Origin of the sequence: Planococcus sp. ISL-109, from assembly GCF_018613655.1 — a bacterium.
Classification (GTDB): Bacteria; Bacillota; Bacilli; order Bacillales_A; family Planococcaceae; genus Planococcus.
This window is the reverse complement of sequence record NZ_JAGGPW010000009.1, coordinates 17349-29394: the sequence shown is the minus strand read 5'-3', so window position 1 is coordinate 29394 and position 12046 is coordinate 17349. Positions and strand designations below refer to the sequence as shown.

Here is a 12046-nt window from a genome sequence, read left to right as displayed (position 1 = left end):
AAGACTTAACCAAAATATTGATTGCGTTTCACAATGTCGATTTATCCAGTTTTGAGCGAATGAGCTCAACAGTCTAGTGACGATGGCAAAGAGGCCACACCCGTTCCCATCCCGAACACGGAAGTTAAGCTCTTTTGCGCCGATGGTAGTTGGGGGTCTCCCCCTGTGAGAGTAGGACGTCGCTGGGCACTTTATTTTTTTTTGCTGTACTGAGATTTCTTTTTTTACCTTGCTTCCATAGCTCAGTAGGTAGAGTGCTTCCATGGTAAGGAAGAGGTCACCGGTTCGAATCCGGTTGGGAGCTTTTGATTTTTTTGAAGTTTCTTTAAAAGGGAAACGGTTTTCTTTATAGTTTTTAGTAAGGCCCCTTGGTCAAGCGGTTAAGACACCGCCCTTTCACGGCGGTAACACGGGTTCGAATCCCGTAGGGGTCACCATCATATGGAGGATTAGCTCAGCTGGGAGAGCATCTGCCTTACAAGCAGAGGGTCGGCGGTTCGATCCCGTCATCCTCCACCATGTATTATTTTTCGATAATAATCGAATAGCGGTGGGGTAGCGAAGTGGCTAAACGCGGCGGACTGTAAATCCGCTCCTTAGGGTTCGGCAGTTCGAATCTGCCCCCCACCACCAGTTTTTTTCTTTTTTGGGGTATAGCCAAGTGGTAAGGCAACGGGTTTTGATCCCGTCATGCCCTGGTTCGAATCCAGGTACCCCAGCCATTTTTTATTGTGAGCCATTAGCTCAGTTGGTAGAGCATCTGACTTTTAATCAGAGGGTCGAAGGTTCGAATCCTTCATGGCTCATTTTATTTTTGCGCATATTTCGCGCGGGGCCTTAGCTCAGCTGGGAGAGCGCGACGCTGGCAGCGTCGAGGTCAGGGGTTCGAGCCCCCTAGGCTCCATTGTTCCATGTGCAATCCATGTGTAAAAACCCCCGTATCCATTCAATTGGATATGGGGGTTTTTTTAGTTGTGTTCATTTGAATAAGTTGAATAACGGTTGTTTAAATGAAGAATTAATGAAAATACTTAGTTGATTTCCTTGTTTAATGAAAGATAGCGCTTCTTGCGCATGCACTGGTATACTGCAAATAAGGAGGGGACCACTATGTATATTGAACAACGCAATATTCGGCTCCGCTTGTTGAAAGGTGAGGATTTTGAGGCAGTATGGGCACTTTATACACCCGAAATCTTTGAGCATATGCTGACGAAAGTGGAACGGTTTGAAGATATGGAGGCATGGCTAACGTCAGGAATGAATCAGTCCAATGTGCTGGTTTTTGCGGTCGAAGATCCGATTAGCGGCAAAATTGTCGGTACGACGCGCATTTATGCGATTGATGAAGCGAATAAAAGCTGCGAAATCGGTGCGACATTCTATAGCGAAAAAGCGCAGCGTACGCACGTCAACACAGCGGTCAAGCATGCATTGCTCGGTTATTGTTTTGAAGAGCGTGAGATGATCCGCGTCCAGTTTAAAACCGATGCAGAGAATATTCGGTCCCAACAGTCGATCGAGCGAATTGGTGCGGTGAAGGAAGGGTATTTGCGCAACGAGCGGATCCGTTCTACGGGTGAACCGCGGGATGCGATTGTCTACTCCATCATTGACCAGGAATGGCCGGAAGTGAAAAAATCATTAGAAGATAAACTGAATAAATATTCAGAATAATGTAAGGTTGAGCCAAGAGAACCTCAGGGGGTACAATGAATGTATCTTACTTAGGGGGTATGAAATCATGAATAAATTAAAAGTATCAATTATCGGTGTACCAATGGACCATGGCCAAATGCGCCGCGGTGTCGACATGGGACCAAGTGCCATCCGCTATGCGGGGGTAGTCGACCGCATCGAAAATCTAGGACACCAAGTAACGGATGAAGGCGATATCCAAATCCGCAAAGCAGACGGCAAAGTTGATGTGAACACCAACTTGCGCAATATGGACGTCATCACCGAAGCGACAGAAGCGCTTGGCGAAAAAGTTTCGAGCGTTGCTGAACAAGGTAATTTCCCATTAGTGCTAGGGGGCGACCATAGCATTGCAATTGGTACGCTTGCCGGCATCTCAGAGCGTTATGACAACTTGGGCGTCATCTGGTATGATGCGCATGCAGATATGAATACTAGCGAAACATCGCCGTCCGGGAATATTCATGGCATGCCACTCGCGGCAAGTTTCGGACATGGCCATGAGAAGCTGACGAACATTCGCGGCTATTCGCCGAAAGTAAAGCCTGAGAACATCGTCATCATCGGTGCGCGTTCAGTAGATCCAGGCGAGCGTGAACTCATTAAAGAACATGGCATTAAAGTTTTCAGCATGCACGAAATCGATAAAATGGGTATGGATCATGTCATGCAGGAATCGATCCGCTATTTGCGCGAAGAGCGCAAAGCAGACGGCGTCCATTTGTCGCTTGACCTGGACGGCATCGATCCGATGTATACGCCAGGCGTCGGCACACCAGTTCCCGGAGGTATCAGCTACCGGGAAAGCCATTTGGCGATGGAAATGCTGTTTGATGCAGGGCTTATCACTTCGGCTGAGTTTGTGGAAGTGAATCCGATTTTGGATGAGAAAAACCGCACAGCTGATGTTGCAGTCGCATTAATCGGCTCGTTGCTCGGTGAAAAACTGGTATAAGATAAAGGTTGGCTGTCCGGAAATTCCGGGCAGCTTTTTATATTGGAATAAAACGTATAACATATTAAGGAGAAAGTCTTAGGGCCTGTAAGTAATCCTGTGCATTATTATTACCAGAGCGGTAAGAAACTGATGAATTCCATTGATTGACTGGAAATTGACTGGTTTTTTCTGGGTCTGGTTTGATACGATAGAAGAATAGAAAAAATGAAACCTTTTCATAACTGGAGCGTATATAAAAGACAGCCGCATGGCGGAGGGAAATGAGATCATGGATGCGTTAGTAAATAAACGAATAAAACGAGTCATGAAGGGCGACCAAGACGCATTTGCTGAAATCGTGGAGCTGTACCAGCATCAGCTGTTCCAGATTTGCTACCGCATGCTCGGTAATCGACATGAGGCGGAAGATATTGCACAGGAAGCATTCACGCGTGCCTATGTGAACATTCATACCTTTGATCAAAGCCGGAAGTTTTCCACTTGGCTTTACCGCATTGCAACCAACTTATGCATCGACCGAATCCGCAAAAAGAAACCGGATTTCCATTTGGATGCGGAAGTGAGGGGCACGGAAGGTTTAAATATGTATTCGAAAATTGCCAATGACGAAGAGCTTCCAGAAGAAGAACTGATGCGGATGGAGGTACAAGAGCGGGTGCAGTATGAAATAAGCCGTTTGCCGGATAAGTACCGTGCAGCGATTGTGTTAAAATATCTCGAGGAATTGCCGCTGGCAGAAATCAGCGAAATCCTGGATTTGCCGCTTGGCACAGTGAAAACGCGGATTCACCGCGGGCGCGAAGCACTTCGCAAGCAATTGAGCAATTTGTAGGAGGCGAGCATGATGAATGCGTGTCCGGAAAAAGTCATTCGCATGATGGACGATTACCTGGACGGGGAAATCAGTCCTTCAGAAGAAAAGGAACTGAAAGATTACGTGCAGAGCTGCAGCGACTGCAGAAAAATATATCAGGAACTCACGAAGACCATCGCCTTTGTGCAAAGTGCTTCGCACGTCCAGGCGCCGCCAGGATTTGTCCAGAAGACAATGGCGAGCTTGCCGAAAGAGCCGCAGCGAGCTGGCATTAAGCGCTTTATGCGCCATCACCCGCTATTTATTGCAGCGGCGCTGTTCGTCTTGTTGATGAGTGCGGCGATGATGTCGAGCTTCAGCGATGATCAGCAGTTTTCATTCACCAAGCAGCCGAACCTTGTTGTTGAAGGGGAGACGGTCGTGGTGCCTGCGGGCGAGACTGTGGTCGGGAATTTGACGATCCGCAACGGCGATTTGCGCGTAGACGGTGAACTTGAAGGAAATGTGACGATCGTCAACGGCCAGTATATGGCATCTAGTGGAGTGATCAACGGTGAAGTCGAGGAAATCGACCAAGCATTTGAGTGGCTTTGGTATACAATCAAAGGAACATTCCGGGATGCGGTCAGCTTTTTTGGCGGAAATGATCAATCAATAGATAAGTAAAGCCTATCCTTAACCGGGTGGGCTTTTTTCCATGCGGGCAGATGTCTCAGAATATGGTATACTGAAACCATATGTACATGGAGAAAAGTGAGGGTTGCAGATGCCTTTTTTGGAAAACTTCAACGACCAGACGGCGCTGGAGATGGCTGGGAATCTCATCGACATTTTGTTGGTCTGGTTCGTTATTTACAAACTAATTACTGTCATCAAGGGAACGAAGGCTGTCCAATTATTAAAAGGAATCTTCTTTATCATCATCGCGCGTCTTGTGACCCAGGCGCTCAACCTGGAAACACTCGGCTGGATCATGCAGCAAGTTCTCGAATGGGGATTTCTTGCCATCATCATCATTTTCCAGCCGGAACTCAGACGTGCACTTGAACAACTCGGGCGCGGGAAATTGTTCTCGAGCAGCACGCTCAATGAAGAATCCGAGCGCAACCGGTTGATTGAAGCGATGAGCAAGTCGGTCAGTTATATGGCCAAGCGCCGCATCGGTGCACTCATATCCATCGAACGGGAAACAGGGCTTAGCGAATACATAGAGACGGGGATTCCGATGAATTCGGACATCACCTCGGAATTGATGATCAATTTGTTTATTCCGAATACACCGCTGCACGACGGTGCGGTGATCGTCCAGAAAAACCGCATTGCTGCGGCTGCTTGCTATTTGCCGCTATCCGAAAGCCCGTTCATTTCGAAAGAACTTGGAACGCGCCACAGGGCAGCACTCGGCATCAGTGAAGTAACGGATGCCATCACGATTGTCGTATCAGAAGAAACCGGCGCCATCAGCTTGACGGCGAACGGCGATTTGCACCGCAATTTGTCGTTGGAAGACTTTGAAGTGAAGCTTCGCCGCATTTGGTTCGGTGCAGAACAAGAGCAAGCGACAACTTCCTGGTGGAATTGGAGGGGGAAAAAGAATGGATAAGATGATGGACAATCCGTGGTTTCTTCGGATTATGGCATTGTTCCTGGCCTTTCTGCTCTTCTTTTCCGTCCAGACGGAAAACAACAGCACAACGACGACTGAAACAGGAAGAGTCTCGGAAATAATCGAGGACGTAGAGTTGCATGTATACTACGATGAAAGTTTAATGGTCAGCGGAGTGCCGGAAACGGTTGATCTTTATTTAAGCGGTCCGGCGAGCATCATTCAAACGACGCGCCAGCTGGATGATTATACGCTGTTCATTGATTTGCGAAGCTTGCCTTTGGGTGAGCATCAAGTGCCGATCCAGACGGAAAATTTATCAGAGCAGTTGAGTGCCCGTGTCGATCCGGCGTTTGTTAACGTTGTTCTCGAAGAGCGGGTCTCGCAGGAATTCGATATCGACGCAGAAATGAATGAGCGCTTACTGGCTGAAGGCTTTGTTATGGATAGCCTGGAAGTAGAGCCGGATACAGTCACTGTCATCGGTCCGCAAAGCGTCATTAACGCGATCAGTTTTGTCAAAGCGACCGTCACAGGGGAACCGGGCATTAATGAATCGTTCACCGCCGAAGCCCGTGTACGGGTTCTGGCAGAAGATTTGACGAAGCTCGATAATGTGACGATCGAACCGGAATCTGTCGAAGTGGATGTCACTGTCGAAGAATACAGCCGTGAGCTGCCGGTGCGCATCGAAACGATCGGTGAACCGCAAACAGGCATCACCATCAATTCGTGGACAGCTTCGAGTGAACAGGTGCGCGTATTCGGTCCGCGCAGTGTTCTCGATGCTATGGAGGAATACGTCATCGAGGTTGAAGCAAACAGCGTCACAGCAGCAGATGCGACGGTGACGATCGAATTGGCGATTCCAGCAGGTGCATCAGGCGTCTCTCCAGGAGAAATGCAACTGGAGGCGGATATTTCAATCGATGGATCGGCCATCGTGCCGGGTGACCTGGAAAATTTGGAAATCACCGACAGTAACGACGAATAATTAAATTAGCTAAAAATGGCAAGTTAGGTTAATATAAACAAATCAGAATATAGTGATTGAAGGAGCGAAAAGAATGGGAAAATATTTTGGGACCGATGGAGTACGAGGGGTAGCGAATACCGAGTTGACGCCGGAGTTGGCGTTTAAACTCGGGCGTTTTGGCGGCTACATCTTAACGAAAAGCTCTAAAGAAAAACCGAAAGTGCTTGTGGGACGCGATACGCGAATTTCCGGAGAAATGCTTGAACACGCACTCGCAGCAGGGCTTTTATCAGTCGGTGCGGAAGTGATGCGCCTCGGTGTCATCAGCACACCAGGTGTCTCTTATTTGACGCGTGTCATGAGTGCAGAAGCGGGCGTCATGATTTCTGCTTCCCATAATCCGATGGCAGACAACGGCATCAAGTTTTTCGGGTCAGATGGCTTTAAATTGTCGGATGACCAGGAAGCTGAAATCGAAGCGCTGATTGATGCGGAAACGGATGACCTGCCGCGCCCAACAGGCGGCGACCTTGGCAGCATTACGGATTATTTCGAAGGTGGGCAAAAATACCTTCAGTATTTGAAGCAGACAGTGGATGAAGAGTTCGACGGCATCCATGTCGCGCTCGACTGCGCACACGGTGCGACATCAACGCTTGCGATGCACGTGTTTGCTGACCTCGATGCAGACATCAGCTCGATGGGCGCTTCGCCGAACGGCTTGAACATCAACGATGGCGTCGGATCAACGCATCCGGAGGCGCTTGCGAAGCTGGTCATGGACAAAGGTGCCGACATCGGCTTAGCCTTTGACGGTGACGGCGACCGCTTGATTGCGGTGGATGAAAAAGGGAAGATCGTAGACGGCGACCAGATCATGTACATTTGCGCGAAGCATTTGAAGTCTGAAGGTCGTTTGAAGAAAGATACGGTCGTATCGACGATCATGAGCAACATGGGCTTTTATAAAGCGCTTGAAGCGAATGGCATGAAGAGCGTGAAAACTGCTGTCGGCGATCGCTATGTGGTTGAGGAAATGAAGAGAAATGAATATAATTTGGGCGGCGAGCAGTCGGGCCATATTATTTTCCTTGATTACAATACGACAGGCGACGGCTTATTGTCAGGCCTTCAGCTTGTGAACATCATGAAGATTACGGGCAAGAAGTTGTCTGAGCTGGCGAATGAAATGACGATCTTCCCGCAGAAGCTGGTGAATATCCGTGTGACGGATAAGCATGCGGTGACGGATAACGCTCTCGTTGCGGCGAAGATTGCGGAAGTGGAGCAGGAGATGAACGGCAATGGCCGTGTCTTGGTGCGCCCTTCTGGGACAGAGCCGTTGGTTCGTGTCATGGTAGAGGCTGCTTCTGCAGAAGCGTGCGAAGAGTACGTGGAGCGTATTGCGGCAGTGGTTCGTGAAGAGATGGGCATGAAGTAAAAAGTTTTAAGGCCGGAGCAGATGCTTCGGTCTTTTTTTATTTGTGGAAGATGGGTGCGTAAGGCAAGAGGTTGCGATTGCGCTGCAAAATTTTATCACGTAAAAGGCATAATTTCGCTTCAAAGGCACGCTTTCCGGAGGGCTAGCACTAAGTCGCTTCGCTCTAAAACCCCTGCTCCCACATTTCCTTCGTAAATGCGTCGCAAACGAATAAGCTCAGCTTCCCTTCGCTTATTCGCTTGCAGGGTCTTAGCTGTCTCGCTGATCCTCACGGAGTCAGCCTTTTCCGCTCCATCTCTAAACTTAGAGTGGTAATAAAATTTTTCATTCTCTGAAATCAGTAAGAAAAAATAGATAAATCGGTTAAGAGAAAGAAAATGCAACTTTACTACCTTGTTCCTAAGAGATGAAGGGAGCGTATATTTTCAGCATTCACTCTGCTAAGGAGTGATTCCCCCAACTGCGGATGAATCTTAGAGAAGTGCAAATGATTGCCAGTCATTCCGATCCAATGAAATGTACCAGCCATCTCGCGCATATGGGTGAGAAGATGCAGTGAAACAGGTGATTTTCCTGGCTCACTGCAAGAGGTCAACCTAAAGCGAGACGGCGAATCCATTGGAGATGCTAAAAACAACTAGCGATACATTTTCACACCTCAATTCAAGCTCATTCCCGCAGCTCCAATTTACTAAGGAAGCGATGAGACAGTGGGTTACTGGCTCATTGCGGGAGCTCAACTCTAAGTGAGGCTGCGAATAATTTCGCGGCTTGAACCGGAAAGTGCGATTGCTGCACGTGAATCTAGGTTGTCACTTGCTCATCTCAATATGGATTTAAAGGAGAGATGTGGCTTTATTTCAATAAATCTCTGCACGCTTTCAATCAAATGATTATCAAGAAGTTCAAAAAGATAGCTTAACGCATTTTGGCGGAAAGCGCTTTCAAATGAGCCGAAAAGAGGGAGCGTGCTTGTTCTCATCGCTTTCCTTGTTCCTAATAACTTTCAGGAAACAAAATTTTTCAGAAAAGATGAGGATAAATGAACCATCTGTTGGAAGGTACGCATGCGGATTGACCTAAATAAGATTATGCGTTATTTGACGGAATTGTGTGGAGCGGTTATGATAAGAGAACCGATTTAACATCGATGCATGAGGGGGGATAGAGGTAAGTGCGAAGGAATACAATTATAGCGCCTGTACTGAAGAAATCGGACCGACCAGTCAGTCTTCAGTAGACGAGGAGGAGGAGTATCGAGATTTCGGCGGATACCTCCCGGCCGTGAAGCCCGGTCGTTATATCCAAGCTTAAAACAGTTGAGTGATCAATTGAACAACCAGCTTGGATGGGCTCAAGAAAAGTGATTGCGAACGCTTATTTTACATCAGTAAAAAAATGGAGGAATTATATTATGTGTGGAATTGTCGGGTATATTGGAGAACAGGATTCAAAAGAAATCTTACTTAAAGGCTTAGAGCGTCTGGAGTACCGCGGATACGATTCAGCGGGGATTGCAGTACGCAATGGCGAAGGTATCAAAGTGTTTAAAGAAAAAGGCCGTATTGCAGATTTGCGCGTAGTGGTAGAAGAGAGCATGACAGGAAATACCGGAATCGGGCATACGCGCTGGGCGACACACGGCAAGCCGAGCAAAGTCAATGCGCACCCGCATCAAAACACATCAGACCGCTTCACGATTGTCCATAATGGCGTAATCGAGAACTACCACCACATCCAGCGGGATTATTTGGATGGCGTGGAAATGGAGTCCGACACGGATACGGAGATCATTGTGCAATTGATCGGTAAATTTGTTGAAGAAGGCAAGACGACGGAAGAAGCGTTCAGCAAAGCTTTGAAGTTGATGAAAGGCTCTTACGCAATCGCGTTGCTTGATGCAGAAGAAGAGCAGACGATTTATGTTGCGAAAAACAAGAGCCCGCTACTTGTCGGCCTTGGGGACAGTTTCAACGTAATCGCATCTGATGCGATGGCGATGCTGCAAGTGACGAATCAGTTTGTTGAATTGATGGATAAAGAAGTCGTTATCGTCAAAAAAGACAGCGTGCAGATCTTGACGCTCGACGGCGAAGAAGTGACGCGCGAACCGTTCAAAGCCGAAATCGACATGAGCGATATCGACAAAGGCACATATCCGCATTATATGCTTAAAGAAATCGATGAGCAGCCAGCGGTTATGCGTAAAATCATCCAAGCATACCAGGACGAGAACGATCAATTGACGATCGATTCTTCGGTTTTGGATGCACTTGAATCAGCAGACCGTCTGTATATCATCGCTGCGGGTACAAGCTACCATGCAGGCTTGATCGGCAAGGAATATTTGGAGAAAATGGCGGGCATTCCGGTAGAAGTGCATGTAGCGAGTGAGTTCGGCTACAACATGCCGCTTCTTTCTGAGAAGCCGATGTTCATCTTCATCTCCCAGTCAGGCGAAACAGCCGACAGCCGCCAAGTACTCGTGCGCATTAAGGAACTCGGCCACCCATCCTTAACGATCACCAACGTTGCGGGTTCTACACTTTCCCGTGAGGCTGACCATACGTTATTGTTACATGCCGGCCCTGAAATCGCAGTTGCCTCGACAAAAGCTTATACGGCTCAGCTCGCGGTTCTTGCAATCTTAGCAGCCGTAACAGCTGAACGCCGCGGCCGCGCAATCGGTTTCGACTTGGTGCAGGAAATGGGCATTGTGGCAAACGCAATCCAAGCGCAAGTCGACATGAAAGAAGAAATCGAGCAATTGGCGACAGACTTCCTGGCGACAACACGCAATTGCTTCTTTATTGGCCGTTTGATGGATTATTTCGTCGGCCTTGAAGGCGCATTGAAACTAAAAGAAATCTCTTACATCCAAGCGGAAGGTTTTGCCGGCGGAGAATTGAAGCACGGTACGATTGCTTTGATCGAAGAAGGCACACCGGTCATCGCGCTTGCGACGCAGGAATCGGTCAACTTGAATATCCGCGGCAACGTCAAAGAAGTGGCGGCACGCGGCGCGAATACATGCATCATTTCCATGGAAGGATTAAACGAAGAAGGCGACAGCCACGTCTTGCCGAAAGTCCATGAGCTATTGACGCCGATCGTGTCGGTCATTCCGCTTCAGTTGATCAGCTACTACGCTGCATTGCACCGCGACTGTGACGTCGATAAACCACGCAACTTGGCAAAATCGGTGACGGTTGAATAAGTAAACAGTCAAAACCCTGCATTCGTGCAGGGTTTTTTATTTTTGTTAAACTAGTCTTCGAGAAAAAATGAGTCGAATGGCTTTATGTTTCCGGTTAGGTGCGCAAAATATATTTCCTTTAATAATAATGAAAGAATATTCAGTTTTTTATTTGAATTCGAGCGAACTTTCTCTTATGATGAAAGGGCATCGAGATGTGAAAGTCCCGGAAGTGAAATTACAATCACTATGGAGGAGGCACCACATTCATGACGAAAATTGGCATCATTACAGGAAGCACGCGGCCAGGACGCAACAGCCTGCAGGTAGCGGAGTGGATCAAAGGCATTGCAGACAAACGGGGAGACGCCGATTATGAAATCGTCGACTTGGCGGAATTCCATTTGCCGATGTATGCAGAACCGGTTTCTGCTGCATACAGCCAGGACTACCAAACCCCTGAAGCAATTCCATGGGCTAAAAAGATCGCCGAATTGGATGGGTACGTTTTTATCTGTCCCGAATATAACCATGGGGTGACGTCGGCGCTGAAGAATGCTATCGATTACCTGTATATCGAATGGAACAATAAGGCGGCCGGCATTGTCAGCTACGGTTCGGCAGGCGGTGTCCGTGCAGCAGAGGCTCTCCGCATTATCATGGCAGAATTGCAAGTTGCGACCGTCCGCACACATCCCGCCATGTCACTGTTTACGGATTTTGTGAAAATGAATGAGTTCAAGCCGGCGGCGGTGCATGAAAAAGCGGTCAATACGATGCTCGATCAGGTCAATGCCTGGACTAATGCCTTACAGCCCTTGCGCAAGCAATAACATTTAATAGAATAGGCTGCTTTAACCTGAGCCCTGAATGGGGAACACTTTTAAACGTGTCCTCATTCGGGGCTCAGTCCATTGAAAGAGTGTCTCTTCGTTTATTCGTGTACATATGGTAAAATTAAGGGAAACGGCTGAACGATATGCTATGCATAAGGAGTTTCTGTCATGGGAAATCCACAGAGCAAACGAATTGATTCTGCTTCAAAAATGATGGGGGCATCACCACAAGCCATCTACCGCGCATTGATCGCTTCGAGCCTCACGTAGGCGGCACTTACAGAATAGTTTTGACGTATGACACCACTCCTGAAGGCTTCGGCAAGACTTCGGAAAACACTGACACAACGGAAGGGGCATTTCTGGAGCTGTTTCAGGAAGCGAAAATTGTGCAGTCTGCCCGATTCGATTCGAACGATCCGGCGTTTGCGGATGAGATGATCTAGACGTGGTATTTGGAGGCTGTTCCTGAAGGTACGAAAGTCACCATCGTCTGTGAGGATGTGCTGGAAGGAATCCGG

Annotated in this window: 10 protein-coding genes, 7 tRNA genes and 1 rRNA gene; all 18 read left to right on the top strand. The window is 48.0% G+C overall.

The window, feature by feature from the left end; genetic code table 11:
• The first annotated feature begins 72 nt into the window (after window positions 1-72).
• The 18 genes from rrf to J7E21_RS16280 all read left to right on the top strand — a co-directional run bounded on the left by rrf (window position 73) and on the right by J7E21_RS16280 (window position 11971).
• Window positions 73-188, top strand: a 5S ribosomal RNA gene (gene rrf, locus J7E21_RS09305).
• 43 nt (window positions 189-231) lie between these two features.
• Window positions 232-304 (top strand) — tRNA-Thr (locus J7E21_RS09300).
• Window positions 305-362: 58 nt separating this feature from the next.
• Window positions 363-437 (top strand) — tRNA-Glu (locus tag J7E21_RS09295).
• A 6-nt stretch (window positions 438-443) separates the two neighbouring features.
• A tRNA-Val gene (locus tag J7E21_RS09290) sits at window positions 444-519 on the top strand.
• 30 nt (window positions 520-549) lie between these two features.
• Window positions 550-633 (top strand) — tRNA-Tyr (locus tag J7E21_RS09285).
• A gap of 14 nt (window positions 634-647) precedes the next feature.
• Window positions 648-722 (top strand) — tRNA-Gln (locus J7E21_RS09280).
• Window positions 723-733: 11 nt separating this feature from the next.
• Window positions 734-806, top strand: a tRNA-Lys gene (locus J7E21_RS09275).
• A 25-nt stretch (window positions 807-831) separates the two neighbouring features.
• Window positions 832-904 (top strand) — tRNA-Ala (locus tag J7E21_RS09270).
• Between the two features lie 206 nt (window positions 905-1110).
• Window positions 1111-1677 (top strand): GNAT family N-acetyltransferase, encoded by a 567-nt coding sequence (locus J7E21_RS09265; RefSeq protein WP_215106912.1) that lies wholly within the window; start codon window positions 1111-1113, stop codon window positions 1675-1677.
• A 67-nt stretch (window positions 1678-1744) separates the two neighbouring features.
• The gene (gene rocF, locus J7E21_RS09260) at window positions 1745-2653 is read left to right on the top strand and encodes an arginase (RefSeq protein ID WP_215106909.1); all 909 of its coding nucleotides are present in this window, start codon (window positions 1745-1747) and stop codon (window positions 2651-2653) included.
• Between the two features lie 271 nt (window positions 2654-2924).
• Complete coding sequence (sigW, locus tag J7E21_RS09255; protein ID WP_215106908.1) at window positions 2925-3488, top strand: RNA polymerase sigma factor SigW; 564 nt, start codon at window positions 2925-2927, stop codon at window positions 3486-3488.
• 12 nt (window positions 3489-3500) lie between these two features.
• Window positions 3501-4136, top strand: a complete 636-nt coding sequence (locus J7E21_RS09250; protein ID WP_215106916.1) for an anti-sigma factor — start codon at window positions 3501-3503, stop codon at window positions 4134-4136.
• 100 nt (window positions 4137-4236) lie between these two features.
• Window positions 4237-5073 (top strand): diadenylate cyclase CdaA, encoded by an 837-nt coding sequence (gene cdaA / locus J7E21_RS09245; protein WP_215106905.1) that lies wholly within the window; start codon window positions 4237-4239, stop codon window positions 5071-5073.
• Window positions 5066-6070, top strand: coding sequence for a CdaR family protein (locus tag J7E21_RS09240; RefSeq protein ID WP_215106904.1), 1005 nt, complete (start codon window positions 5066-5068; stop codon window positions 6068-6070). Before cdaA ends, J7E21_RS09240 begins: the two co-directional genes overlap by 8 nt.
• 73 nt (window positions 6071-6143) lie before the next feature.
• On the top strand, window positions 6144-7493 hold the full coding sequence (gene glmM, locus J7E21_RS09235; RefSeq protein ID WP_215106902.1) for a phosphoglucosamine mutase: 1350 nt from the start codon (window positions 6144-6146) through the stop codon (window positions 7491-7493).
• A 1414-nt stretch (window positions 7494-8907) separates the two neighbouring features.
• Window positions 8908-10710, top strand: coding sequence for a glutamine--fructose-6-phosphate transaminase (isomerizing) (glmS, locus tag J7E21_RS09230; protein WP_215106900.1), 1803 nt, complete (start codon window positions 8908-8910; stop codon window positions 10708-10710).
• Window positions 10711-10958: 248 nt separating this feature from the next.
• Window positions 10959-11522 carry an NADPH-dependent FMN reductase gene (locus tag J7E21_RS09225; protein WP_215106898.1) on the top strand — a complete coding sequence of 188 codons (564 nt, stop codon included), beginning with the start codon at window positions 10959-10961 and terminating at the stop codon, window positions 11520-11522.
• Between the two features lie 293 nt (window positions 11523-11815).
• Window positions 11816-11971: an SRPBCC family protein gene (locus tag J7E21_RS16280; protein ID WP_251047932.1), complete on the top strand. Its 156-nt coding sequence runs from the start codon at window positions 11816-11818 to the stop codon at window positions 11969-11971.
• Window positions 11972-12046: the final 75 nt, after the last annotated feature.

Bases quoted from the DNA above. Each gene is read 5' to 3' on its own strand.
- J7E21_RS09265 (WP_215106912.1), top strand. From the start codon at position 1,111: ATGTATATTGAACAACGCAATATTCGGCTCCGCTTGTTGAAAGGTGAG.
- rocF (WP_215106909.1), top strand. From the start codon at position 1,745: ATGAATAAATTAAAAGTATCAATTATCGGTGTACCAATGGACCATGGC.
- sigW (WP_215106908.1), top strand. From the start codon at position 2,925: ATGGATGCGTTAGTAAATAAACGAATAAAACGAGTCATGAAGGGCGAC.
- J7E21_RS09250 (WP_215106916.1), top strand. From the start codon at position 3,501: ATGAATGCGTGTCCGGAAAAAGTCATTCGCATGATGGACGATTACCTG.
- cdaA (WP_215106905.1), top strand. From the start codon at position 4,237: ATGCCTTTTTTGGAAAACTTCAACGACCAGACGGCGCTGGAGATGGCT.
- J7E21_RS09240 (WP_215106904.1), top strand. From the start codon at position 5,066: ATGGATAAGATGATGGACAATCCGTGGTTTCTTCGGATTATGGCATTG.
- glmM (WP_215106902.1), top strand. From the start codon at position 6,144: ATGGGAAAATATTTTGGGACCGATGGAGTACGAGGGGTAGCGAATACC.
- glmS (WP_215106900.1), top strand. From the start codon at position 8,908: ATGTGTGGAATTGTCGGGTATATTGGAGAACAGGATTCAAAAGAAATC.
- J7E21_RS09225 (WP_215106898.1), top strand. From the start codon at position 10,959: ATGACGAAAATTGGCATCATTACAGGAAGCACGCGGCCAGGACGCAAC.